The 24,192-nt window shown below is 71.3% G+C and carries 18 protein-coding genes and 1 riboswitch; of the genes, 7 read left to right on the top strand and 11 right to left on the bottom strand.

Features of this window, described 5'->3' with window-relative positions; translation table 11 throughout:
- From ACFC0D_RS21750 to ACFC0D_RS21740, 3 genes are all read right to left on the bottom strand, one after another.
- A complete protein-coding gene (locus ACFC0D_RS21750; RefSeq protein WP_376438266.1) occupies nucleotides 1-1,674 on the bottom strand; it encodes an extracellular solute-binding protein in 1,674 nt (557 codons plus the stop codon).
- A 72-nt stretch (nucleotides 1,675-1,746) separates the two neighbouring features.
- The gene (locus tag ACFC0D_RS21745; RefSeq protein WP_376438371.1) at nucleotides 1,747-2,607 is read right to left on the bottom strand and encodes a carbohydrate ABC transporter permease; all 861 of its coding nucleotides are present in this window, start codon (nucleotides 2,605-2,607) and stop codon (nucleotides 1,747-1,749) included.
- 100 nt (nucleotides 2,608-2,707) lie between these two features.
- Nucleotides 2,708-3,586 (bottom strand): ABC transporter permease, encoded by an 879-nt coding sequence (locus tag ACFC0D_RS21740; protein ID WP_376438368.1) that lies wholly within the window; start codon nucleotides 3,584-3,586, stop codon nucleotides 2,708-2,710.
- A 309-nt stretch (nucleotides 3,587-3,895) separates the two neighbouring features.
- On the opposite strand from ACFC0D_RS21740, the gene ACFC0D_RS21735 reads away from it, so the two are divergent.
- Nucleotides 3,896-4,882 carry a hydroxyacid dehydrogenase gene (locus tag ACFC0D_RS21735; RefSeq protein ID WP_376438263.1) on the top strand — a complete coding sequence of 329 codons (987 nt, stop codon included), beginning with the start codon at nucleotides 3,896-3,898 and terminating at the stop codon, nucleotides 4,880-4,882.
- Nucleotides 4,879-5,955, top strand: a complete 1,077-nt coding sequence (locus ACFC0D_RS21730; RefSeq protein WP_376438260.1) for a LacI family DNA-binding transcriptional regulator — start codon at nucleotides 4,879-4,881, stop codon at nucleotides 5,953-5,955. Before ACFC0D_RS21735 ends, ACFC0D_RS21730 begins: the two co-directional genes overlap by 4 nt.
- A gap of 29 nt (nucleotides 5,956-5,984) precedes the next feature.
- Here the strand turns inward: ACFC0D_RS21730 and ACFC0D_RS21725 are convergent, their stop codons facing one another.
- The 6 genes from ACFC0D_RS21725 to ACFC0D_RS21700 form a co-directional block, all read right to left on the bottom strand.
- Entirely contained in the window at nucleotides 5,985-7,574 is a 1,590-nt protein-coding gene (locus ACFC0D_RS21725) for a hypothetical protein (RefSeq protein WP_376438257.1), read from the bottom strand.
- A 98-nt stretch (nucleotides 7,575-7,672) separates the two neighbouring features.
- Nucleotides 7,673-9,559 (bottom strand): DUF2264 domain-containing protein, encoded by a 1,887-nt coding sequence (locus ACFC0D_RS21720; protein WP_376438255.1) that lies wholly within the window; start codon nucleotides 9,557-9,559, stop codon nucleotides 7,673-7,675.
- Nucleotides 9,560-9,595: 36 nt separating this feature from the next.
- Nucleotides 9,596-10,924: a S28 family serine protease gene (locus ACFC0D_RS21715; protein WP_376438252.1), complete on the bottom strand. Its 1,329-nt coding sequence runs from the start codon at nucleotides 10,922-10,924 to the stop codon at nucleotides 9,596-9,598.
- Nucleotides 10,925-10,944: 20 nt separating this feature from the next.
- Nucleotides 10,945-13,350, bottom strand: a complete 2,406-nt coding sequence (locus ACFC0D_RS21710) for a polysaccharide lyase 8 family protein (protein ID WP_376438250.1) — start codon at nucleotides 13,348-13,350, stop codon at nucleotides 10,945-10,947.
- Between the two features lie 23 nt (nucleotides 13,351-13,373).
- Nucleotides 13,374-14,717 (bottom strand): M60 family metallopeptidase, encoded by a 1,344-nt coding sequence (locus tag ACFC0D_RS21705; RefSeq protein WP_376438248.1) that lies wholly within the window; start codon nucleotides 14,715-14,717, stop codon nucleotides 13,374-13,376.
- A 196-nt stretch (nucleotides 14,718-14,913) separates the two neighbouring features.
- Complete coding sequence (locus ACFC0D_RS21700) at nucleotides 14,914-16,038, bottom strand: LacI family DNA-binding transcriptional regulator (RefSeq protein ID WP_376438246.1); 1,125 nt, start codon at nucleotides 16,036-16,038, stop codon at nucleotides 14,914-14,916.
- Between the two features lie 284 nt (nucleotides 16,039-16,322).
- A riboswitch (cobalamin riboswitch) is annotated at nucleotides 16,323-16,552 on the top strand.
- A gap of 173 nt (nucleotides 16,553-16,725) precedes the next feature.
- On the opposite strand from ACFC0D_RS21700, the gene metE reads away from it, so the two are divergent.
- Together metE and ACFC0D_RS21690 are read left to right on the top strand one after the other, a co-directional pair.
- A complete protein-coding gene (gene metE, locus ACFC0D_RS21695; protein ID WP_376438244.1) occupies nucleotides 16,726-19,050 on the top strand; it encodes a 5-methyltetrahydropteroyltriglutamate--homocysteine S-methyltransferase in 2,325 nt (774 codons plus the stop codon).
- Between the two features lie 4 nt (nucleotides 19,051-19,054).
- Nucleotides 19,055-19,483 (top strand): acyl-CoA thioesterase, encoded by a 429-nt coding sequence (locus ACFC0D_RS21690; protein WP_376438242.1) that lies wholly within the window; start codon nucleotides 19,055-19,057, stop codon nucleotides 19,481-19,483.
- A gap of 197 nt (nucleotides 19,484-19,680) precedes the next feature.
- On the opposite strand, the gene ACFC0D_RS21685 is transcribed toward ACFC0D_RS21690, so the two are convergent.
- A complete protein-coding gene (locus ACFC0D_RS21685) occupies nucleotides 19,681-20,178 on the bottom strand; it encodes a pyridoxamine 5'-phosphate oxidase family protein (RefSeq protein WP_376438240.1) in 498 nt (165 codons plus the stop codon).
- Between the two features lie 450 nt (nucleotides 20,179-20,628).
- On the opposite strand from ACFC0D_RS21685, the gene ACFC0D_RS21680 reads away from it, so the two are divergent.
- A complete protein-coding gene (locus ACFC0D_RS21680) occupies nucleotides 20,629-22,146 on the top strand; it encodes an FAD-binding oxidoreductase (protein ID WP_376438238.1) in 1,518 nt (505 codons plus the stop codon).
- 63 nt (nucleotides 22,147-22,209) lie between these two features.
- Nucleotides 22,210-22,881, top strand: coding sequence for a hypothetical protein (locus tag ACFC0D_RS21675; RefSeq protein WP_376438236.1), 672 nt, complete (start codon nucleotides 22,210-22,212; stop codon nucleotides 22,879-22,881).
- Between the two features lie 38 nt (nucleotides 22,882-22,919).
- Here ACFC0D_RS21675 and ACFC0D_RS21670 read toward each other — a convergent pair whose 3' ends face one another.
- Nucleotides 22,920-23,483: a hypothetical protein gene (locus tag ACFC0D_RS21670; RefSeq protein WP_376438234.1), complete on the bottom strand. Its 564-nt coding sequence runs from the start codon at nucleotides 23,481-23,483 to the stop codon at nucleotides 22,920-22,922.
- Between the two features lie 103 nt (nucleotides 23,484-23,586).
- Between ACFC0D_RS21670 and ACFC0D_RS21665 the strand changes: the two genes are divergently transcribed.
- Nucleotides 23,587-24,135, top strand: coding sequence for a hypothetical protein (locus ACFC0D_RS21665; RefSeq protein WP_376438232.1), 549 nt, complete (start codon nucleotides 23,587-23,589; stop codon nucleotides 24,133-24,135).
- The last annotated feature ends 57 nt before the right edge of the window (nucleotides 24,136-24,192 follow it).

Below are 24,192 nucleotides of genomic sequence, written 5' to 3'. Positions count from 1 at the left end.
TCACTTCTTCCCCTTCTGCGAAGCCTGCTCGAATTCGGCGCGGCATGTGTCGCCGCCCGCGTCGCGCCACTTGCGCACCACGGCGTCGTACGAGGAGATCGGCTTTCGGCCCGCGACGATGTCCTTGACGCCGTCCTGGTGGATGGTGAGGAGGCTGCCGTTGCCCTTGGAGTCCCAGGTCGGCGAGGCGTACTCCTGCGTCGGGTCGTGCTGCATCATCGGGATCAACCGGGTGTACGCGTCGTGGACGTGCCGGACGGCGTCCGCGGACGCCGCGTTGAACAGCGGCGGTACCGGCGAGGAGAGCTTGTTCCACGGCACGGCGATGTCCTGGATGCCCTGCTTGGTGAGCTTCGGGTTGCCCTTGGCGTCGCGCTCGTGGTCGACGCCCTCGACGCCGTAGTGGATGAGGGTGTATTCGACGGAGCCGAACGGCGATGCCGCGAAGTCCGCCAGGGTGAGGATCTCCTTGACCCGCTTGACGTCGGCCTTCCTGATGTGGGTGTTCTGGAGGGCGACGTTGTCCATCCAGGCGACGGCGCTCTTGCCGAAGGGGGTCATCGGCCGCACGTCGAAGGAGGGGTCGACGGCCGCCATCGCGTCGACGTAGCCGGTGCCGGGCTGGAGGAAGGCGGGCATCCCGTCGTAGACGTAGGCGGCCTTGCCGCTCTTGAACAGGTTGGTGTACTCGGCCTTCTGCGCACCGACCATCTGGACCGTGCCCGGGTAGAAGCAGCCCGCCTTGTACAGCTTGGCGGCCGTCTCGACGGCCAGTCGGTACGCGTCGGTCTCCAGCTGGTACGTCCACTTCCCCGAGGCGGGGTCCATGGACCAGAAGTACGGGGCGCCCGCGGACTCGGCGAGCAGGGTCGTGACGCCGGCGGAGAAGGCGTACTGGTTCTCCTTGGGCCGGGTCAGCTCCTTGGCCAGCTCGACGAAGCGGTCCATGTCGGTGATCTGGTCGAGGCTCGTGACACCGGCCCGCGCGAAGAGGTCGTGGCGGTAGAAGCCCGCGCCGGTGGTGCCGTAGCGGGTGATCGGGATGCCGTAGAGCCTGCCGCCGAAGATCGCCTGGCGCCAGGCCTGTTCGGGGATGGCCGCGAGGTTCGGATAGTCCTTGATCGCGTCGCCCGCGAGGTGCGGCGTCAGATCGGCGCACGTGGCGCCGAGGAATCCGGGCAGGTCGTCGACGCCGCCGGTCTCCGGGTACATGAAGATGTCCGGAAGGCTGTCGCTGGCCACCATCGTGGAGAACTTCGCGGGATAGTCGTCGGCGGGCACGGCCGTGAAGTCCACCTCGGTGCCCAGCATCTCCTCGATGGCACGCCAGGCGGCGTTCTTCTCCCGGGCGGGCGGTGGCGTGGTGAAGGTCTCCGTGGTCGCCGTGATCTTCTTCGCCCCCTTGAGCGGGGTGGGCCGGGTGGCGCGCAGCGGCTTGGCCGGGTACGAGAAGTAGCCCTGCGGGACACCGGCGGCCGTACCCGCGAGATCGGGCTTGAGACCGATGTTGCGGACCGTGGTGCGGGGGATCAGCGAGGCGCTCTTCGCCTCCGCCTTCGCCGTGGTGCCGCCGTCGCCGCAGGCGGCGAGCAGCGGGGCCGCGGCCACACCGAGGCCGACGCCCGCACCCCAGCGGAACAGGGTGCGCCGATTGATGAATGTGGAGCCGGACATCTGAGTCTCCTCAGCGAAATGGCGTACGGGACAGGAAGGTTCGAGGGGGGTGGGGAGTCTGCGGGCGACCGGTCAGCCCTTGACCGCGCCGGTGAGGACGCCCTTGGTGAAGAACCGCTGGAGGAAGGGGTAGACGAGCAGGATCGGTACGACCGCGACGACGAGCACCGCCATCTGGACCGCCTGCTGCGGAGACGCGGCCTCTCCCACGGAGCCGTCGGCGAGGCTCTGCCCCTGGAGGACGAAGGTGCGCAGCACCATCGGCAGCGGCCACTTGTCGTTGTCACCGAGATAGAGGAGGGCGTTGAAGTACGCGTTCCAGTAGGCGACCGCGTAGAAGAGACCGACCACGGCGATGACCGCCTTGGACAGCGGCAGCACGATCCGCACGAGGATCCGGAAGTCGCCGGCGCCGTCGACCTTCGCGGCGTCGTACAGCTCCTCGGGCAGGTTCATGAAGAAGGCCCTCATGACGACGAGGTTGAAGGCGCTGACCATGGTCGGAAGGACGAGCGCGGCGAAGGTGTTGTAGAGGCCCAGCTCCTTCACCAGGAGGAAGTTGGGGATGACGCCCGCGTGGAAGAGCATGGTGAACAGGGCGGTCATGAGGACGAAGCGCGAGCCGACCACCTCCCGGCGCGAGAGGCCGTACGCCATGCCGATCGTGCAGAGCAGGCTGGCGAGCGTGCCGACGAGGGTGACGCCCAGGCTGACCAGCAGGGCGCGGGTGACGACGCCACCGGTGAAGACGGTGCGGTAGGCGTCGAGGTTGGGATGGTCGGGCCACAGGACGAGCCCGCTGGACGTGATGATGTCGCTCTGCGAGGCGAAGCTCGTGCCGATCACGCCGAGCAGCGGGTACGCGACGAGCGCCACGACGACGACGATGACGAGGGCCTTGCCGACGAGGCCGAGTTTCGTCGGCTGCTCCATCCACGGCGGCCGGGCACCCGAGGGGCGCAGCTCGCGGGGGTCGGCCGGCTCGCCTGTGGGGACGGGTCGCGGGAGGGCGCCCTTGCGGCGCGATGTCTTCTCAGCGGTCAGCACCGCGGTACACCCCTTCGTGGCCGAGCCGGTGGGCGAACTTGTTGGCACCGACGACGAGGACGGTGCCGATGACGGCCTTGACGAGGCCGACGGCGGCGGCGGTGCCCCACTCGTTGTCCTTGATCCCGTGGAAGTAGACGTAGGTGTCGAGGACTTCACCGGCGTCGGGGCCGACCGCGTCGCGCTGGAGGAGGATCTGCTCGAAGCCGACGGTCAGGATGTTGCCGAGGTTGAGGATCAGCAGCAGGACGACGACCGGGGAGAGACCGGGCAGGGTGACGTGCCAGAAGCGGCGCCAGGGGCCCGCTCCGTCCATCGCGGCCGCCTCGTAGAGGCCGCGGTCGATGGAGAGCAGCGCCGCGAGGATGATGATGGTGCCCCAGCCGGCGTCCTTCCACATGACCTGGAGCGCCAGCAGCCAGGGGAACGCGTCCGGGTCGGTCATCATGTCGTAGCGCGGCAGGCCGATCGCCGCGAGGAGATCGGGCACGACGCCCGCTCCTCCCAGGATCTGCTGGAAGATCGAGACGATGATGACCCAGCCGATGAAGTGCGGCAGGTAGACGACGCTCTGGACGAAGCGGCGCAGTCTGTCGCTGACGATGCTGTTCAGAAGCATGGCCAGCGCGATCGGCACCGGGAAGAACAGGACCAGTTGCACGACGGCGATCGTCAGGGTGTTGCCGGTGGCCGACCAGAAGTCGGGGTCGGTGAAGGCCGAGGTGAAGTTCGTGATGCCGACCCAGACGCTGTGCATGTAGCCCAGGTACGGCTGGTAGTCCTGGAAGGCCACGACATACCCCAGCAGCGGTACGTAGTGGAAGACCACGAAGTACAGGAAGCCGGGCAGGCACAGGAGCAGCATCACTTTGTCGCGCTGGAGCCGCTGCCGTAGCGAGAGTCGGTGAACGGCCCGCGGCGGAGGGGACGTTGTTTCGGCCATGAACAGTCCTGTTCGGCGGGGAGGCGCCCGATCGGGCCAAGCGGGTGTAACGGGTGTCTGCCGCCGGAAGGTAGTAACCGCTTAACCCCCGCGTCAATAGGGTGCGTTGAAAAGAAGCCCTTGACGCTCCAACTCCCGCGTCCCTACGGTTCCCTCATCGCAGTACACGTTTACTATCCCGGAGGCACAGTGGGAGCCCGCACACTCCGACGGCCGCACACCGCACTGGCCATGGATCCCGCTCAACTGGACAGTGTCTTCCCGCCCGATGTGCACGCGCGCCTGCTGTCCACGGCGCGTCTGCTGCGACCGGGCCCGCTGACCGAGTTCTCCTCGCCCGCCGCCCGGTCGCTGCTCGCCGAGACGGAGGTGCTGGTCACGGGCTGGGGATGCCCCGCCGTCGACGCCGACGTACTCGACGCCGCGCCTCGCCTGCGCGCGGTGATCCACGCGGCCGGCACCGTGAAGACCTTCCTCACACCGGAGGTCCATGCCCGCGGCATCCTCGTCTCGACCGCGGCCGCGGCCAACGCCGTACCCGTCGCCGAGTTCGCCTTCGCGGCGATCGTGCTCGGAGCCAAACGCGCCTTCTCCCTGGCCGAGCTGTTCCGCACGCGTCGCACCCATCGCACCCCCGCCGACCTGCGCGGCCGCCCCTGGCTCGGCGCGCACGGCCTGACCGTCGGAGTGATCGGCGCCTCCCACACCGGCCGTCGGCTGCTCGACATGCTGCGGCTGCTCGACGCCACGGTGCGGCTCTACGACCCGTACGTCACTCCCGCCGAGGCCGAGCGCCACGGCTGGACCCTGGTCGACCTCGACACCCTCGTCGCCACCAGCGATGTGGTCACGGTCCACGCGCCCGACACCCCGGACACCCACCACCTTTTGGACCGCCGTCGCCTCGGCCTGATGCGGCCCGGAACGCTCGTGGTCAACACCGCCCGCGGCGCGCTGATCGACACCGAGGCCCTCACCGAACAGCTCGTCGCCGGCCGCCTCGACGCCGTGCTCGACGTCACCTCCCCCGAGCCCCTCCCCGAGGGCCACCCCCTGTGGGATCTGCCGAACGCGTTCCTCACCCCCCACGTCGCCGGCGCCCTGGGCAACGAGGTCGGCCGCCTGGGCGCGCTGGCCGTCGACGAACTCGCGCGTTTCGCCCGGGGCGAGCCGCTGCTGCACCCCGTACGCCACGAGGATCTGGCGCGCCGCGCATGACCACCAGGAAGACGGCCGCCGAGGGGCAGCGCCGCGCCACCGTCGTGGACGTGGCCCGGCACGCCGGTGTCTCGACGGCGACGGTGTCCCGCGTCATGAACCGGAACTACCCCGTCTCGGCCGTCACGCGGGAGCGGGTCGAGGCCGCCGTGCGCGAGCTCGGCTATGTCGTCAACGCCCATGCCCGCGCCCTGGCGGGCACGGACGGCCAGACGGTCGGCATCATCGTCAACGATGTCGTCGACCCCTTCTACGCCTTCATCGCGCGCGGTGTGGAACGCGAGGCCTCGGCCGGCAACCGGCTGTGCCTGGTGTGCACCACCCAGGGCGACCCGAAGCGTGAGCTGGGGGCCATCGAGCTGATGCAGGAGCGCCGGGCCGCGGCGGTGATCCTCGTGGGCGGCAGCACCGACGACCGCTCGTACACGCGTGAACTGGCCCGCAAGGCAAGGGAGCTGGACGACGGGGGCATGAAGCTCGTGCTCTGCGGCCGCCCCTCGATCGGCGACGAGGTGCCCACCTCGTCGGTCGAGTACGACAACGAGGGCGGTGCCTTCGCCATCACCGACCATCTGCTGACCAACGGCCACGAGCGGATCCTGTACCTCGGCGGCCCGCCGGCCCTCTCCACCACCCGCGACCGGCTGGCCGGACATCGCAGGGCGCTCGCGCTGCGCGGCGTCCAGCCCGCTCCCGAGCTCGTCAGGACCGGCGCCTTCAGCCCGGCCTTCGGCTGGCGCGAGCTCTCCCGGATCCTCGCCTCGGGCCTGGAGTTCACGGCCGTCTTCGCCGCCAACGACATGGTGGCCATCGGCGCGCTGCAGGCGCTGGAGGAGGCCGGGAGGCGCGTTCCCGAGGACATCTCCCTCGTCGGGTACGACGACATCCCCGCCGCGTTGACGGTGCGCCCCCGCCTGACGACCGTCCATGTCCCGCTGGAGGAGATGGGTCGTCGGGCCGTCCGCTGCGCGCTCCCTCTCGAGGACGACGACGCCTGGCGCCCACCGACGGGCAGGAGGGTGCGCCTGGGTACCCATGTCGTCGTACGGGACTCGGTGGCCCCCCGCCGCTGAGCCGGGGACCACCGAGTCCACTACCGGGATCAGCAGGCGGGCGGTGTCGTGCCACCCACCGCGACCCGGAGGTTCGCGCCCTGAGCCGTGACGGAGCAGACCGTGACCGCCGCGTCGGCGATCTCGTCCACGAGCGTCCTGCCCGCGGCCAGGGGCGCGTCCGCGGTGGTCGTGGTCGCGGGCGTGGCGTCCACGAGCCTGTTGTGCATCGTCGCCCCGCTGGTGACGATGCGTGCGATCACGCCGTTCACCAGCGGATCGCTGTCGGTGTAGGCGTCGTACGGCGGCGTGGGACGGCGGAACTCCAGTGACAGGTAGGTGCCGTCACCGCGGGCGATGCGGTACTCCTGGGTGCCGCTCTCCCCCAGCACGCCCAGCGAGTAGCTACCGGTCGACCCGATCCCGACCACCTGCGCGTCCGGGATCCAGCCGGCGAACTGGCGGTAGCTGACGGGGTAGAGGTGCATGCCGCCGCCACCCATGGTGTCCGTCGGGTCGTCGCCGCCGGCCTGGGTGCAGCTGCCGTTCACCCGTGTCACCGTGCCCGCCGTCGGACAGTTCTTGAGCGTGGCGGAGTGCTGGAAGCCGAGGTTGTGGCCGAACTCATGGGTCCACATCCACGTCTTGTGGCCGACTCCGTTGGAGATGATCCAGTTGCCGGGCTGGGAGGCCAGCCCCTCGAACGCGCACGCCGAGTGACGGGAGATGTCGACGAGGAGGTAGTCGTACGTGTCGGGGTTCACCCCCCGTGCCAGTGCGGCCGCCCTCGCGGAGCTCCGGATCGCCCCGGAGTCGCAGGCGGCCGGGCGTGCGCCCAGGTCGACGTCCTCCAGCATGTCGCCCGTGAGGTCGAGTGCTCCGCCGGACACCTCCTGGAGGTAGGACCGGAGGGAGGCGTAGCCGTCGCCGAGCGTCGCCTGACGGATCGGGGCGGGGTCGGCCGGGGTGGCGTCGTTCCAGTGTGTGGCGATCACCAGGGCCCGCTTCTGGCCTATGACGGGGCGGGTGGGCCAGCCTTCGGCGGCGAAGGCCGCGGAGTCCCAGAGGCGCATGGAGGTGTAGTCGGTGGCTCCGCCCGTCGCGGCGCAGTCGCCGACCTGCACCGTGTCGTTGCCGCTGAAGGTGCGCAGGCACGTCCCGAGGCCCGCGTCGGCCCGGTACTTGCTCTGGAGCAGGACGTAGCCGTTGCCCTGGTCGACCGTCTTCCAGAGGCGCATGGAGGTGTAGTCGGTGGGGGTGCCCGTCCCGGCGCAGGCACCCGCGCGGACGTCGGCGGAGCCGCTGAAGGTGCGCAGACAGCTGCCGAGGCCGGCGTCCGTCCTGTACTTGTTCTGGAGCAGGACGTAGCCGTTGCCCTGGTCCACCGCCTGCCACTGCCGCATGGAGGTGAAGTCGGTGGGGGTGCCCGTGGCGGCGCAGTCGCCGACCTGCACCGTGTCGTTGCCGCTGAAGGTGCGCAGGCACGTGCCGAGGCCCGCGTCCGCCCGGTACTTGTTCTCCGTCAGGGCGTAGCCCGCCGCCAGGACGGACGTGGAACTCCCACCGTCCCGCTGCTCGGGTGCCGCTGACGCCGGGGCGAACGAGACCATGGAGAGCACGGCCAGCAGAGCGGCCGTCACAGCCGGTGGTCTCGCCGAACGAAGGTGCGCGAGGAAGCGGTTCATCTCTCTCCTCCAAGGGGCTGGGTTGGGGGGAAGGACCGGCCCGACCGCCCTGGTCAGGCGCGGAGTTCGGTGCCGTCGGGGAAGCGGACGGTCACGCCTGACCCGTCGTCGACCGTCACCGAGACGGCCTCGCGGAGCTCCGCCGGATGGACGGCGTCGCCGGAGAGGACGACGAGGGTCACATGGACACTGCGTCCGCCCGGCAGCGCGGCGGACCGGACGTACGGGACGGCCGAGTGCGGGCCGAGGGCGTTCGCCTCGATGTCGCGGGCCACGGCGGCGCTCTCGTGCCAGCCGTACAGTCCGACGACCGCGCTGGTCAGTCCGTCGAGGCGACGGGCCGTGGCCCAGTGCGGTCCGGTGTGTGCGGCCGGCTGCCGCGCGTCGGCGAGCGCGTGTCCGCCTTCGCGGACGGTGACTCCAGGGGGTGCTTCGACGCGGTGCACCCGGATCTCCCACGGTCCGTGCAGCAGCGAGGTGGTCTCGATGCGGTACTCGGTGTCGTCGCCGGGGAGCCGCGCCGCGTACCAGGAGGCGGCCCTGCGGTCCCCGGTGCCGAGCGGATGGATGCGTACGCGTCGACCGGCCCTGCCGTCGGCGTCGACGAGGGCGATGTGGTTGTCGACCGTGCGCTCCCAGGCGTGCGGGGCGCTCTCCGGTGCGGTGTGCGTGGAGTAGGCGAACTTGGCGTAGTGCGGATCGTCGGAGGCCGGCTCGGGCTCGGGCGGGTTGTGGTCGCTGCCGTGGTTGACCAGCCTGACGATGCCGTCGTGCCGGGTGCCGTGCAGCAGCCAGCCCGGTACCGGAAGGGCGGTGTACAGGTCCGCCTCCTCGACGGGCAGCGGCAGCTCGCGTGCTGTCCACACCTCGTGGTCCGGCGGCAGCAGCAGCCCGAGGAAGCCCTTGCTCGCCCAGTAGGGCGAGGCGGGTCCCGAGTAGGGCTGGGTGCTGGGCAGGAAGGTGTCGTACCAGCCGAGCGGGAGCAGCCCGCGTTCGTCGGGGACCCCGCGCTCGGTGAAGTGGCGTACGGCGCCGGACGCGAGACGGCGGGTCAGACCGGGGGCGTACGGTGTGGCACCGCTGAGCGCGCCCATCCAGACCGGGGCGACGGCGGCGTACCGGTAGGCGAGCGAGCGGCCCTGGTGCACGGGCGCGCCGTCGCCGCCGAAGAAGTGCGCGTATCCGTCGAGGAACGCGGTGAGGCGCTCCTTGTGGACCTTGGCCCGGTCGCCGTCCTCCTCGGCGGCGATCCGCGCCCACAGCAGCGGGTACAGATGCAGGGCCCAGCCGTTGTAGTAGTCGAAGTTGCGGCCGTCGCCGTCGGTGTACCAGCCGTCGCCGAGGTACCAGTCGTCGATCCGGTCCAGACCGCCGTCGATGTCGTCCTGGGCGTACGGTGCGCCGACGGAGGCGAGGAACTGCTCGGACACGACCTGGAAGAGCCGCCAGTTGTTGTCCCAGGTGCGGTGACCGACGAAGCCGGAGAGCCAGTCGACGACCCGTTCCTGGACCCGGGTGTCCAGCCGGTCCCAGATCCAGGGGCGGGTCTCGTGCAGACCGATGGCGACGGACGCGGCCTCGACCATCTGCTGCGAGCAGTCCGTCAGCCGGGGCCAGGCCTCGCCGGACGCCGGGTCGGTGCCGGCCGCCAGGCCCGTCGCGTACCGCTCGACGAGCCGTGGGTCCACGTCCCCGCCGGCTCCCGCGATCCGGAAGGCCGCGAGCAGGAAGGTCCGCGCGTACCCCTCGAGGCCGTCGCAGACCACGCCCGACCAGCTGGCCCGGCCAGGCAGCCGGTACTGGGCGAAGCCGGGTGTGGCGTACGGAGCCACTCCCGCGAGCAGGGCGTCCGCCACCGCCTCCCAGTGCGCGCGGGTCCACCCGGTGCGCGGCGAGAGAACGCGGTCGGTCGCCGGGAGCTGCACGTACGGTGCGGGCACGGGGCGCCTCACTTCCTGTGGTTCGGGGTGGCCCGGCTACTCGGCGGCGGCCCAGCGACGGATCGTGGCCTCGGCCGCCGCGCGGTCCTCGGGCGTGAGCTTGGAGACCAGGGCCGAGTGGTTGGTGTTCGGTGCGACATGGAGCTGGGAGTCGTGCTTGCTCGGCGTGAACTTCTCCGCGCTCCACGGATCGTTCTGGCCGTAGACGAACATCATCCGCTCGCCACGGGTGCGGACCCAGTGATCGACGTCCCGCGTGGCGCCGTTGTCGTATCCGCCGCGGAGCTCCGCGGGGAGGAGTGAGTTGGGCTGGTAGAGCTCCGGGTACCGGCGGACGTCGCGCAGGTGCTTGAACCTCAGATCGGCCCAGCCGAGCTGGGTGGCGGCCTGCCGGTAGTACGGGCCGACGCCCGAGGGGGAACCCGATCCGTCGTGGTAGACGCTCAGGCCGTGGCCGAGCGACCAGGTCCACAGCTCCTCGTCGCCGGCGGCCCGCGCGTCCGGCACGGTGGCGCAGTTGTCGGCGGTCCCGCTCTGCCAGAAGTTCCACACCTGGTCCAGGACCGAGAACTCGTAGGCGCGGTCGGCGGAGCCGAGGTGGTGGAACGTGTAGCCCTTCCGGGCCGCGTCGGCCTCGAAGCGGGGCAGCAGGGCGCCGCGGCGCACCAGCATCTCGCGCTGCACGGCGTTCAGGGCGGCCCGGCACTCGGGGGTGCCGACGGAGTCGAAGAACTTCTCGTAGGTCTGGTCGTCCTTGTTGACGGCGTCGTTGGGGGCCACGTACGCGACGACGGCGTCCAGGTCCTGCGGGTAGTGGCGCTCGTGGTAGACCTGCGTCATGCCGCCCTTGCTGGCGCCGGTGCCGATCCACTTGGCGGTGTACAGCGTCTTCAGGGCCTCGACGAGGGCGTGCTCGTCGGTCGCCTCCTGCCAGATGTCGAGGTCGTCCCAGTCGACCTGGTCCGGGCGGGAGGTGCCGAAGAAGCGGTGCTCGACGCTGACCTGGTTGGCGTCCAGCAGGGTGGTGATCTCACGGGTGGAGGTGGCGAGGGTGTAGCCGCCGGTGTAGAGGACCATCGGGGCCGCGGTCGACTTGTGCCAGAGCGTCAGCCGCTGCTCGAAGGTCCCCTTCGCGGGGTTCCGGTGGTCGACGGGCTGGGTGAAGGTCAGGGTGTAGTAGGGGTAGCCGCTCTTCTCTCCCACGGAGACCACCGTGAGTCCGGGTATTCCGTCGAGCTGCTGCCGGATGTCGGTGACGGTGTACCCACCGGGCTCCGCGGCGGCGGCCGGGCCGGCCCCGGCCAGTACGGCGGAGCAGCAGACCAGGGCGGCGGAGATCAGGGCGGCGGTGCGCTTCGCACGCAAGGGAATGTCCTCTCGACGGGTCAGTGGAGCTCGGCGGCGTGGGTGTGGCCCCTGGAGCCGCCGACCTGGACGGTCAGAACGGGCCGACGGCCCGTGGTGACGGTGACCGTGCCGTCGGCGCTCGTGACGCCCTTGACTTCCCAGGGCAGTTCGAAGGTGAGGGTGGTCCCGGTGCGTCCCGGGTCGGCCACGGCCACCGAGACGCCCCCGCCCCGCCGTTGGATGAGGATCGTGCCGGGCCCGCTCGCGGTGATACCGGCGGCAGCGGACGCGGTCCAGAAGTGGGCGGCGATCAGCCCGAGCCGTGGGACGCGCACCGCCTGCACCTCGGGGGTGTTGGCGACGATGTCGACGGGGCGGGAGGCCGCCCAGGCGGCCGTGCGCACCACTCCGTGGCCCGGCAGCAGCACATAGGCGTAGCCGGTGTCGGTCGGCGAGACGCCGTGGTCGAGCCAGAGCGTCGCGTAGCGCCGGGTCAGCACGTCGGCCGAACCCCCCGTGTCCGCACCGTTGTTGATGTCACGCCAGGCTCCGGTGCGCTCCTCGCGCAGGATGCTCACATCGGCACCGCCGGGGAAGACATAGCCGCCGACGCCTTCCAGATGTGCCCAGCGGGCTCCCGGGACCAGCGCGGAGCGGCCGAGGGCATCGGACCGCGCCCGTCCGTCGACGACGAGCCTGTTGGTCCCGTCGGCGTGCAGGTTGCGGTTCTCCACGATCGTCTCGACGGTGCGTCCGTCGGAGGCCGTGATCCCGGTGCCGAGGGCGACCACCGCGTCGTCGAGGCAGAACCACGCCTTGCGGGCCCGCAGGGTGCTCCCGGCCGCGATCAGCTCCATCGCGGCGGCTCCGTGGCGCCCGCGCAGCACGGCTCCGCCCGCGACGGCGTTCGTGGGCTTGTAGGTGCTGGTGCCGGGTGCGCTGCCCGCGTCGGCGCGGGGCCGGGTGTCCACGGTGGTTCCCGGGAGCCGGTACGGGTTCACGGTGGGCCAGAAGCCGTCCGAGAACTGGGCGCGGTCGTCGCCGTAGAGGTACGTCATTCCGTCGCCGGTGTACCAGCCGTGCAGGTTCTCGCCGTTGCCCGCCTCGTAGGCGGCGATCCGCTTGGACGACAGGCTCAGGGCCAGCGTCCAGTCGTCGCGGCGGTGCACGATCCGGTCCATGTCGGCGAAGACGGTGTGGCCGACGGCGGGTGGGGCCGTGGGAACCGCGGGATCGGCGAGGACGGCCGCGGCCCGCCGGAGCGCGGGGACGGTGGCGAGCGGCAGGTAGGGCGTGTCGGTGTTGCGCCGGATCCAGCCCTTGGCGATCGCATGCCACCTGGCCGCGTACTCCGGGGGTGCGCCCGTCGCCAGGAGCAGCATGTTGGTGGTCGTTCCGGCGCCGGTGTGGAAGTCCCGTTCCCGGTCGCGGGAGATCGCCCGGCCGCGTACGGCGTCCATCATCAGCCCGTCGAAGGTGACGGCGGCGAAGCTCCGCTCGACGGCTTCGTGGATCACCGCGATGCCGCTGTCGGTGATCCTCCACTCCGAGCCGGCGAGCAGGGCGACGAGGTAGGCGACCCGGCTGAGCAGGACATTGCCGTACGTGCCGGTGTAGGCGACGTCGGAGTGCTGGACGAACGACCCGTCGGGGTAGAAGCCGTCGCCGGAGGTGACGTACCTGAACAGGCTGTTCCGGCCCGCGTCGCGCACGTCGGACAGTCCGTCGCGGGCCAGCGCGAGCTTGTCGGCGCTGTGGCCGACGATGCCGCGCAGGGCGACGATCGCCGCCTTGTCGGCCCGGTTGGCCCCGGTCTCGGCGAGGGACGGGCTGTTGGTGCGGCGGTCGGGGTTGGCGCAGAACCGATCCACGACGGCGCAGTAGGCGGCGATCCGGTCGGCGGGGATGCGGTCGCCGAGCAGGACGCAGACGTCCATGAGGTTGCGGGGCGCGCCGATCTCCCAGAACCACCAGTTGCCGGACTCGGGCTTGGCGGGGTGGTAGGCCGTGTCGTTCAGGAAGGCCAGTGCCTCGACGACCGCGGCGGCGACCTGCTCGTCACCGTGCAGGGTGGCACCGGGAGTCGCCCAGGCGGTCGCCAGGGTGAGCAGTCGCCCGTACGAGAGGCTGAAGTTGGCGGGTGCGGTGACGGGGGCCAGGTCGGTCCACAGGGCGGCACGGGCGGCGGTGCGGTCCAGGGTGGTCCATGCTGCCGCCGCCGCGGTGTTCAGGGTGGCCAGGGCGGTGGCGTAGACCGGGTCGGCGGGGTCGATGGCGCCGCCGGTGGCCAGCTCGGCGGCGCGGGCTCGGAGGGTGTCGAAGGGGTCGGTCGTCGCACCGATGGTCTCGGCGTGCGCCTCTCCCGCGCCCGGGGCGAGCGGCAGGAGGAGGGCGCCGATGCCGGCGGCGAGCAGGGTGCGTCTGCGGGGAGTGAAGTCGTGCATGGCGGTTCCTCCCGGACGGGGCGTCAGTCGGTCAGCGTGCTGGGGTCGACGGGGGGCGTGGGCAGGTTCAGCGCGGCGAGTTCGGCCCGGCCCGTGGCGTCGATGGGGAAGGCCCAGCGGTCGAGGAAGAAGGCGGTGAGGTCGTGGCCGGCGACGCGGCTGGAGTACGTGGCGAGCGCGCGGTAGCGCTTGGCGGTCTCGGTCCAGTCGGACTGCGGGTTCTCCTCGCGGACCAGCCTGTGCAGCCGGGGCCAGAAGTCCTCGCCGAAGGCGAGCTCCAGCTGACGCAGCGGGACGAGCTTCTCGTACGCGCCGAAGGACCTCTCGTACGCGAGACCCGCCGTGCCGAACTTCGCCTGGGCCGAGCGGAAGTGGTTCAGGCCCGTGGCGGGGTCGACGGTGAGCAGGTTCGACGGTCGGCCCAGGCTGCGCTGCGCCGCCAGGGAGTAGATGTTCACGGTCACCTCGGTGAGACCCGAGGGCTTGTACGCCATCTGCTGATGCAGGTGCCCGAGCTCGTGGTACAGCCCCCAGCCCCGGGTGCGCAGGCCCTCGACGGTGGTCAGCCGGTCGAGATAGGCGCGCGGGAAGCCGTTGTAGCCGTGGGTGGCGTAGGCGCCGACGCCGGTGGGGACCTTGGAGACCTCGGTGAAGTGGTACGGGCCGGCCTTGCGACGGTGTGTCGGGGAGCTCCCGTCGAGACCGCTGATGGCGGCGTGCGAGGCGATGACGGTCTCCAGGAGCCGCAGGAGGGCGTCGTGGTCCTCGTTCCGGTGGAGGAGGGCGCCCTCCCGTGTGAGGGTGAGGATCGTGTGCGGCGCCGTCAGCTCCACGTAGGGGACGTCGGTGAGCGTGTCCAACCGGGCCTGGTAGTCGGCCTCGGTGGTGCGGCCCAGTGCGTACGTGGGCATGGGCACGGCCCCGGAGCGGAACCTGACCCCCGCCCGCTCGCCGTCACCGGCCAGCGTCAGGTAGACGGGACCGCCGTGGGGATCGACGACGGTGTTGGCGCCGGGTTCGAGCGCGTGGGCTCGCGGCTCGGTGAGCGTGCCGTAGTAGTCCCACAGGCCGATCCACAGGGTCGGCACGAGACCGTCGTACGGCAGGACGTTGAGCGTGACCTCGGCACCGGGCGGCGCGTACAGGCCGGTCGCGTGGAGCTCGCTGCCGCGCAGCGCCTGGGCGAGCCGGAGCCGCTCGCTCTCGGCGGCGGGGCGTGCGGTCACCGTGATCGTGCACGTATGGCCGGTGGCGGTGGCGGCCGCGGTGGCCGCGTGCGCCGGGGCGGCGCCCAGCAGGCCGGCGGTGCCGGCACCGGCCAGACCCGCGAGGACGGAACGACGGTTGAGCGCAGGGAGGTGGGGCATCCGGTCTCCTCGGAGAGGGCAAGGGCCTGGCCTCTGACTGCCCGACAGGATGTAAGCGGTTGCTATGCCGAGGCAAGAGAAGACGCAATGTTTCTACGGGTTTCTATGAACCCGAAGGGAACCAGCGGAGACAAGCGACGGTAAACGTTCTCTCCCACACCTCTGCCCTGGGTTGTCCCCCGCGCTCATCCCTGCTTCACACGGTGCGGGCCCGCCGGGTGCGTGTCGCCTTCGGCGGGGCCACCGAGTCGCGCACCACGATGTGCGTGCCCAGCCGGTGCACGCCCGTCGTGGGTGCCCGCCAGGCGTCGTCACCGTCGTCGCCGTCGTCCCCGGGGGTCGCGAGCCGCACGGCCTGCCGGCCCATCTCCTCCAGCGGGATGTGCACGGTGGTCAGCCGCGGACGCATCTCTTGCGCCACGGGCACATCGTCGTAGCCGACGAGGGAGACGTCCTCCGGGATCCGGGCGCCCGCCTCCTCCAGGGCCTGCGCCGCACCGGCCGCCACGATGTCGTTGGCGGCGAAGATCGCGGTGAAGTCGAGCCCCTCGGCGAGGAGTTCGGTCGTCCGGCGATAGCCGAAGCCTCTGCTGAACGCACCGGTGTGCACCAGACCGTCATCGGGCGTGACGCCGCGCAGTTCGAGGGCTCGGCGGTATCCGGCGAGGCGGTCCAGCGTGGTCGAGACGGCGGGCGGGCCGCCCAGGTAGAGGATCCGCCGATGCCCTTGCGTCAGCAGATGGTCGGTGATGGCGAACGCACCGCCCTCGTTGTCGTACTCCACCGCCGCCGCGGGGACCCGTCCCCCCAGCGAGGGCCGGCCGCAGAGCACCAGGGAGGAGCCCCCGGCGTGGAGTTCCTCGGCGCGGCGGGTGAGTTCCGCGGTGTAGGCGCGGTCCACGACACTCCCTCCGACCAGCACGACCACGTCGGCACGCTGCTCGTGCAGGAGGTCGACGAAGGCCAGTTCGCGCTTCGCGTCGCCCTGCGTGCAGCAGACCAGGCAGAGCCGGCCCGTGCGCGCCGCCTCGCGCTCCACGCCGCGCGCGATGTACGCGAAGAAGGGGTCGACGATCTCGCTGACGATGATCCCCACGGTGCGGTTCGAGGTGCCGGCCAGGGCGCGGGCGTGCGCGTTCACCACATAGCCGAGCTCCCGCATCGCGCCCTCGACCCGGTCGCGGGTCGCCTGTGCCACCGGATAGTTGCGGTTCAGCACCCGTGAGACGGTCGCCGTCGACACTCCGGCGAGCGCGGCCACCTCCCGGATGGTCGCGCGCCGCGAATCCCCCGCCGCCACCTGCCGAGCACTCCCGTTCATCGGTGCCGCCTCCTCACGTGCGGCTGGAGCCTATACGAACTCCGTCGCCGCTGTTCACGGCACGCGGACGCGCCAGGAGCCCACCGGTCACGAACAACGGTGCGCGGCCCGGGACTTCGGTGGTCCCGCCGTCTCCGGCACAGGCGGGGAGCCGTCGCGGGGGCGGCACCGGAGACTCCGTTCCCCAGGGGTGGCGGCGCGCCGCCACGCAGCCCTCACAGCGGGTGTGTCTCATTTCACCGTCCGGAACATGAGTCACTCGCACCCTTCCACGCCCACGGGGCTACGCTGCCCGTGCAGCTGGTTCGCCCCGTCAGCCAGGCGGGACGCGTCGTAAGAGGGAACCCGGTGGGAATCCGGGACTGCCCCGCAGCGGTGAGCGAGAACGACCGCCGTCATACGCACTGGGCCCGCGAGGGTCTGGGAAGCGACGGTTAGTAGGTGTCTCGTACGACTTCCGTACGACGAGACGTGCTCGCGAGTCCGAAGACCTGCCCGTTGCCCGTACGCGACCGTTCGCGTGCGGTGATCCCGGTGACCTCGTGGGCGGGTCGGCGTGCACAGCAGGACGGATCGGCCGCGCGTACCTCGATGTACGCCCCTGCGGTGGTCCTTCCGGTTCGTCACCCTTCGCTCGCGACTCCTCGGGTCTGTCTCATGACACGCAAGCTCGCGAAGGAGAGTTACGTGACAACCGAGTCCGCGGCCGCGGCAGCACGGGCCACCGTGTACGGATACCCCCGCCAGGGTCGGAACCGGGAGCTGAAGAAGGCCGTCGAGGGGTACTGGAAGGGCCGGGTCGGCGCCGAAGCCCTCCGGGAGACCGCCCGGGAGCTGCGCGAGACCAACTGGCGGCAGCTCGCCGACTCCGGCATCCACGAGGTGCCGACCGGCGACTTCTCCCTCTACGACCATGTGCTCGACACCAGTGTCATGGTCGGCGCCGTCCCCGCCCGCCACCGCGCCGCCGTCGAGTCCGACCCGCTCGACGGGTACTTCGCGATGGCCCGCGGCACCGAGGACGTGGCGCCGCTGGAGATGACCAAGTGGTTCGACACCAACTACCACTACCTTGTCCCCGAGCTGGGTCCCGACAGTGCCTTCGGCGCCGACAGCACCAAGCAGGTCGCCGAGCTGAAGGAGGCCCTCGCGCTCGGCCACTCGGCCCGTCCCGTCCTGGTGGGGCCGGTCACGTACCTCCTGCTGGCCAAGCCGGCGCCGGGTGTCGCGGAGGACTTCGAGCCGCTCACCCTGCTCGACCGGTTGCTGCCGGTGTACGCCGAGGTGCTCGCCGACCTGCTCGCGGCGGGCGCCGAGTGGGTGCAGCTCGACGAGCCCGCCCTCGTCCAGGACCGCACTCCCGCCGAGCTGAACGCCGCCGCCCGCGCCTACCGTGAACTCGGCGGCCCTGCCGACCGGCCGAAGCTGCTGATCGCCTCCTACTTCGACCGGCTGGGCGAGGCACTTCCCGTGCTGGCGAAGGCCCCCGTGGAGGGACTCGCGCTCGACTTCACCGATGCCGCCGCCGGCAATCTGGCGGATCTCGCGGCGGTGGGCGGCCTGCCGGGCAAGCGGCTGGTCGCCGGTGTCGTCAACGGCCGCAACATCTGGATCAACGACCACCAGAAGTCCCTGACCGCCCTCGGCACCCTGCTCGGCCTCGCCGATCAGGTCGACGTCGCGGCGTCCTGCTCGCTGCTGCACGTCCCGCTGGACGCCGCGGTGGAGCGGGACATCGACCCGCAGATCCGCCGCTGGCTCGCCTTCGCGCGCCAGAAGACCGCGGAGATCGCCACGCTCGCGCGCGGCCTGTCCCAGGGCACCGGTGCGATCGCCGCCGAACTCGCCGCCAACCGTGCCGATCTGGCCTCGCGGGCGAGCTCGGCGATCACCAACGACCCCGCCGTACGGACCCGCACGGCCGCCGTCACCGAAAGCGACACCCGCCGTGCCCAGCCCTACACCGAGCGCGCGGCCGCCCAGCGGGCCCACCTGAACCTGCCGTTGCTGCCCACGACGACCATCGGCTCCTTCCCGCAGACCGCCGAGCTGCGCAGCGCCCGCGCCGATCTGCGCGCCGGATGGCTCGACACGACGGCATACGAGGAGCGGATCAAGGCCGAGATCCGCGAGGTGATCGCCTTCCAGGAGAAGACCGGCCTCGACGTCCTCGTGCACGGCGAGCCCGAACGCAACGACATGGTCCAGTACTTCGCCGAGCGGCTGACCGGCTACCTCGCCACCCAGCACGGCTGGGTCCAGTCGTACGGCACCCGGTACGTCCGGCCGCCGGTCCTGGCCGGCGACATCTCCCGCCCCGCGCCGATGACGGTGCGCTGGACGACGTACGCACAGCGGCAGACGTCCCGCCCCGTCAAGGGAATGCTGACCGGCCCGGTCACGATGCTGGCCTGGTCCTTCGTCCGTGACGACCAGCCGCTCGGCGACACCGCCCGCCAGGTCGCGCTCGCCCTGCGCGACGAGGTCGCCGATCTGGAGGCGGCGGGCACGTCGGTGATCCAGGTCGACGAGCCGGCCCTGCGCGAGACACTGCCGCTGCGCGCCGACGCCCACGCCCCGTACCTCGCCTGGGCCACCGAGGCCTTCCGCCTCACCACGGCCGGCGTCCGTCCGGACACCCAGATCCACACCCACATGTGCTACGCCGAGTTCGGCGACATCCTCCGGGCCATCGACGACCTCGACGCGGACGTCATCAGCCTGGAGGCCGCCCGTTCCCACATGCAGGTCGCGGACGAGCTCGCGGGGGCCGGATACCCCCGGGAGGTCGGCCCCGGCGTGTACGACATCCACTCACCGCGCGTCCCGGAGGAGGCGGAGGCCGTCTCGCTCATCGAGCGCGCCCTGCTCTCCGTCCCCGCCGACCGGCTCTGGATCAATCCCGACTGCGGCCTGAAGACGCGCGGCTGGCGAGAGGTCCGGCCCGCACTGGAACACATGGCCGCGGCGGCCCGCCAGGTCCGTGGTCGTCTGCCCCGCACCGAGGGCTGAGCACATGAACACCTGTACCACCGTCGGCGATCGGGCCCACAAAGCACCGGCCGACTCCCAGGTGACCCTCGCCCACATCATGAGCGAGCACGAGACCAACCTGTACGGGACCATCCACGGCGGCGTCGTCATGAAACTCATCGACGACGCAGCCGCGGCGGCGGCGGGCCGCCACGCGGACGGCCCCGCCGTGACGGTCTCCGTCGACCGGATGACGTTCCTCTCCCCCGCTCGCGCCGGTGACCTGCTCACCGTCCACGCCGAGCTGTGCCACGCGGGCCGGACCTCGATGGCCGTCGCCGTCGGCGTCACCGCGGAACGCTGGAACGCGACCTCCGGTCCCACGACCGAAGTGGCCACCGCCCGGCTGACCTTCGTCGCGATCGATGCCGAAGGCCGTCCGCGCCCGGTCCCCGGGCTGAAGGAGGAGTAGCGGCAGACGGGGCGCAGCGGCCTGCGCCCCGGACGGGCGGCCCCGGCGGGGGTGGCGGTGGAACGAACCACCGGCCTCTCGTCGCCGGGGCCCGCGCCCTCCAGGTCCCGAGCCTGGCGCTCTGCTGCTGAGCTACATGTCGATGACCGGACCCTACGGCCACCGTGGTCGCTCACTCAATCGGAATTCGCACCAGGTCAGGCGCCCTTGCGTTCCTCCCGCCGCCGGACCAGTTCCTCGACTGCGCTGGGGAGGGTCGTCTCGAAGTCGATCAGCTTCGCCCAGGTCGGGGTCACGACGATCCGGACCATGCCGTCGTAGAGGGAACGGACCTCGGCCTCCCACTCGATCCGCTGCTCCGGCGTCATCGTGTAGATGCCGTTGGACCGGAAGAACTCGTCCGGGATGCCTTCGACCACGTCCAGCTCGGCCCGACCGCGGATCAGCAGGATCTTCGGCGGGTGCACTTCGGTGTCGATCGTCAGCGCGACCGCCGGATTGTCGCGGAGGGCCGAGAGCTTCGGGGCGTTCGTCGCAGTGCACATGACGATCTCGGAGCCGTTCCAGGTGAAGCCGATCGGGACGACCCGTGGCGTGCCGTCCTTGGCGACGTATGCGAGGCGAACCAGATCACGGGCCAGGAGCTCCTGGCTCATCGGACGGTTCAGGACCTCGGTGATCTCGCTCTGCTGCACGGTCGGACCCACCTGCTCGTCGTCGTGACTCCCACGGAAAGGTGTCTGCCCGGTCGACGTGCGAAGGCTCCCGGGCAGACACCATGGTCCCAAGCTGCCCTGCCGACGGCCAGTACACCGCGAGCGTGGCCGCGGCCTGGGCCGAACGGGCCCACACCCGGCGTCGTCCCGCTCGAGGTGGGGTCGAGTCTGACCGGTTCTCGTCCTGCGTCGAAGCCGGCGCCGGGGGTCGGGCAGAGCTCGGTGTGTCGTCCGCTCGCCGCCCTTGCACCCATACGCGCGAGCCCTGGTGTGATCCGGCCACGCCCCGGTGCGCCGAGTCACCGTTCATCGGTGGGCTCCGCCACCATGGCCCACGCCGGAGGCCGTGCTCGCCACGAGAGCCGCTGCCTCGGGCCCACGACCCTGCCCTGCCGAAGGTCGCGGGGGCTACCGAGGAGAGGAAGCGCCGTGAGCGTCAGCCGTCGGACCGTACTGCGAAGGGGAGCCCGGGCGACAGCGATCGGCCTGACCACGGCGTGGGCGGGAGGGCATGCCGTCGCCGCGGCCGAAGGGATCGGACCGCCGGTCGGCGACGCTCCCGATGCCGCGGCCTGGCGCGCCCTCGCCCGCGGCCTGAGCCCGGGCGCGACGCTGTACCGCCCGACGAGCGAGGACTACCGTCGGCAGGCTCTGCCGGACAATCTCCGGTACGCGGGCGTGCTGCCCGCCGGCATCGTCGCCTGTGCGACGGAGAGCGATGCGCGGGCCTCCGTACGCTGGTCGGCGGCGCACGGCCTGCCCTTCGCCGCGCGCTCCGGCGGTCACAACTACGCCGGCTACTCCACCACCCGCGGGCTGCTCATCAGCCTGCGCCGGATGAACGGCGTGGCGGTCGACGGCACCCGGCTCCGGCTCGGCGGCGGAGCCACCAACTCGGATGTGTACGCCGCCAGGGCCGCGAACCTCTACTTCCCCGGCGGACGCTGCCCCGGAGTGGGGGTCGCCGGGCTCACCCTCGGCGGCGGTCTGGGCTTCAACGACCGTAAGTGGGGCCTGACGTGCGACCGGCTCGCCGAGACACGTGTGGTCCTCGCGGACGGCTCACTCGTCCGGGCGTCGGAGACGGAGAACCGTGATCTGTTCTGGGCATGCCGGGGCGGCGCGGGTGGCAACTTCGGCATCAACACCGGCTTCGTCTTCGATGCCACGTCCGTCGCCGACCAGGTGGCCACGGTCTTCGAGCTGTCCTTCGACCCGCGAACCGCGGTCCGGCTGATGGAGCTGCTCCAGGAGATTCTGCGTGCCGACCGCGGCAACGACTTCGACATCCGGATCGGGTTCAGGAACGCCGGCGACGGAACGCCCGCCACCGTCGGCCTGCTGGGCCAGCGGCTGGGTCCGGAGGACGAGCTGCGGCGGCTGCTGGCCCCGGTGCTCGAACTCGGACCGACGAGGCGGTTCATCGAGCAGCGCCACTTCTGGGCAGCCCAGGACCATCTTCTGGAACAGCCCGGGCCGGGAAGCGCCACCGCCTCCAAGTCCCTGGTGCCGAACCGGTGGCTGGACCCGGGAACCGTCGAGTCCGTCGTCGAATGGGTCCGTGCCTGGCGCCCCGGCGTGCCCGGGAACGCCGGCTACGTCACGCTCTTCGCGATGGGCGGCAGCAGCGGCGAGCCGGCCGTCACGGACACGGCCTACCCGCACCGCGATGCCACGTTCGTCATCGACATCGGAACCCACTGGGCCCCCACCACGCCGCCCGGGATCGTCCAGGACCTGCTGGCCCAGACCCGCGCGATGCACCGTGTCCTGCGCCGCGACCTGAGGACCTCGGCGGCGTACGTCAACTTCCCGGACCCCGACCTGCGCCAGTGGCAGACCGCGTACTACGGCCCCAACTACGCCCGCCTGCTGGAGGTCAAGCGCCGGTACGACCCCACCGGCCTGTTCCGCTACGACCAGGCGATCGGTGTCGGGCGCTCCTGACCCCATGACCTGTTGAGTACGTGCACTCATGTGCGGCGGGACGCTTGATCGCAAGCTGTGCGCATGAGATCAACTCCCGCCATCGCCGACATGGTTGTCCGCTCCACGCGTCGCCCGGGGATCGCCCTCGCGGTAACAGCCGTCACGGTTCTGACACTTGCGTCCTGCGGCACCCAGAAGTCGGGTGCCGCGGGTTCGCCGAGCGGGCCCGCCGACGCCGTCGGCGCCCAGCACACCGAGGCGGCCGCCGGATCCCGGCAACAGACCGCCTTCGCCGCGATGTTGGACGAGATGGCGGAGTCGTGCCCCACGGGAGCCCGGCCGGGACCGCCGGTGCCCTCGGAGGGCCCGGGGGGCGAGCCGCTGCCTTCCGACGATCCCGCCACCGACGTTCTGGAGGGACCCATCGCCCCCACGGCGGGCCCGGAGGTGGAGTTGAACGCACGTGACTGGTGCGCGAGCAACCGCCATGAAGAGCGCATCGCCCAGGGGCTGTGGAAGCTGAAGGACCCCTCGCCCGTCAAGGTCAGGAAGATCCTGAACGACCTCGGCTACCTCGACGAGCGCATCCACGACCTCAAGCAGTCCGGTGCGACCACCCGGTTCTTCATCGATCTGCGCGCCGACGGCGGCCGGCTCTGCGTGGAGGGCTCAGCGGCCGGCGAGGAGACCGTCGTCGACAAGTGCGTGGCCCCCGAGACCGGACCGTTCACTCCGCCCGAGCGGAAGCACTGACGACCCGGCGCCGATCTGCCACGCGATCCCGGCGCCGGTCAACCGCGCAGGGCGACGTGGAAGGACGAGGCCCACAGCACGATCGCCGCACCCAGGCCCACCACGGTACGAATGGTCTCCGCCGAGGTGCCGGCCGCCAGGACGGCGAGCCCCACCAGCGACACCGCCGTCAGAAGGATCGCGGTCCACTTGTACTGCCCCTGGTCGAAGAGGCGGGCCAGCGGGAAGAAGTGCAGTCCTACGACGAGGCAGATCCCGACCGGGATGAACTCCGGGTGGCCCGACGCGTTCGACGCGGCGATCACGACGGAGATCGCCACCAACTCGGCGACGTTGACCAGGCCGACCCCGCGGTTCCACTTCTCCGGCAGCCTCACCGTACGAGTCACGGGCCCCGCGGTGCCGCGGAAGGCGAGCACCACCGCGCCGACCGTCACGGCGGCCGCTACGACGCCGATCGCGACCGACACCGGCACCGCCGCTATCCCGGAGCCGCCGGCGAAGGCCCAGACGAGAGCGAATACGGCGAGGACGATCGCGCCTCGTCGGCGCAGATTACGCGTGAGGGAGAGGCACTCCGCGTCGGCGGTTTCCGTAGTCATGGCGCGGACACTACAACGATGATCCAACCGGGCGGGCCACTTTGATGTCACGAAGTCGCGTACCACGAGAGCGATATGAGTATGTGTCGGGTACGTTCGGAGCATGATCTACCTGATCGGTGGGCCTCCGAGGGCGGGCAAGAGCACCCTCGCTCACATGCTCCTCGAGCGCGCCGGTATCCCTGGCTGTCCCACCGACACGCTGGTGTCGATGCTGCAGAACGCGGCGCCGCAGCATGGAGTGCGGCACGGTACGCATCCGGACAAGGCCGCGCCGGCACAGCCGTTCCTCGTCGAGTTCCTCCGCGCCGTGGCGGACGGCCTCGACCCGTCCGACCCGCTGGACGGCTATGTCGTCGAGGGCGACATCGTCACACCGGCCGCGGCCACGGCCGCCGCCGCTCACGGGTTGCCGCTGGCCACGGTCTTCCTCGGGAACACCGCGCTCACCGCGGACGACCTGCGGATCGCACCGGACTGGCTCGGCGGTGCCGATGAGGCCGCCTACGAGCAGGTCGCGGCGTGGGTCACGGAGCAGAGTCGCACCCTGCGGAACGCGTGCGCAGCCGGAGGCCACGTCTACATCGAGCTGGGTGCGGGCTACGAGCAAGGCCTTGAGCGGGCCTACTCGGTGCTCATGGAGCACGCCTGATCGTGGGCCGGCACGGGCACGGTGTCGTCGGGCCCGGCGCGGGCCGGGGCCGTACGC

It is taken from the genome of Streptomyces sp. NPDC056222 (assembly GCF_042264065.1).
Taxonomy (GTDB): domain Bacteria; phylum Actinomycetota; class Actinomycetes; order Streptomycetales; family Streptomycetaceae; genus Streptomyces.
This window is presented reverse-complemented; position numbering and strand designations above follow the sequence as displayed.

Bases quoted from the DNA above. Each gene is read 5' to 3' on its own strand.
- ACFC0D_RS21705 (WP_376438248.1), bottom strand. From the start codon at position 14,717: ATGCCCCACCTCCCTGCGCTCAACCGTCGTTCCGTCCTCGCGGGTCTG.
- ACFC0D_RS21690 (WP_376438242.1), top strand. From the start codon at position 19,055: ATGAACACCTGTACCACCGTCGGCGATCGGGCCCACAAAGCACCGGCC.
- ACFC0D_RS21735 (WP_376438263.1), top strand. From the start codon at position 3,896: ATGGATCCCGCTCAACTGGACAGTGTCTTCCCGCCCGATGTGCACGCG.
- ACFC0D_RS21730 (WP_376438260.1), top strand. From the start codon at position 4,879: ATGACCACCAGGAAGACGGCCGCCGAGGGGCAGCGCCGCGCCACCGTC.
- ACFC0D_RS21670 (WP_376438234.1), bottom strand. From the start codon at position 23,483: ATGACTACGGAAACCGCCGACGCGGAGTGCCTCTCCCTCACGCGTAAT.
- ACFC0D_RS21740 (WP_376438368.1), bottom strand. From the start codon at position 3,586: ATGCTGCTCCTGTGCCTGCCCGGCTTCCTGTACTTCGTGGTCTTCCAC.
- ACFC0D_RS21700 (WP_376438246.1), bottom strand. From the start codon at position 16,038: ATGAACGGGAGTGCTCGGCAGGTGGCGGCGGGGGATTCGCGGCGCGCG.
- ACFC0D_RS21750 (WP_376438266.1), bottom strand. From the start codon at position 1,674: ATGTCCGGCTCCACATTCATCAATCGGCGCACCCTGTTCCGCTGGGGT.
- ACFC0D_RS21710 (WP_376438250.1), bottom strand. From the start codon at position 13,350: ATGCACGACTTCACTCCCCGCAGACGCACCCTGCTCGCCGCCGGCATC.
- ACFC0D_RS21665 (WP_376438232.1), top strand. From the start codon at position 23,587: ATGATCTACCTGATCGGTGGGCCTCCGAGGGCGGGCAAGAGCACCCTC.
- ACFC0D_RS21675 (WP_376438236.1), top strand. From the start codon at position 22,210: ATGAGATCAACTCCCGCCATCGCCGACATGGTTGTCCGCTCCACGCGT.
- ACFC0D_RS21745 (WP_376438371.1), bottom strand. From the start codon at position 2,607: ATGGAGCAGCCGACGAAACTCGGCCTCGTCGGCAAGGCCCTCGTCATC.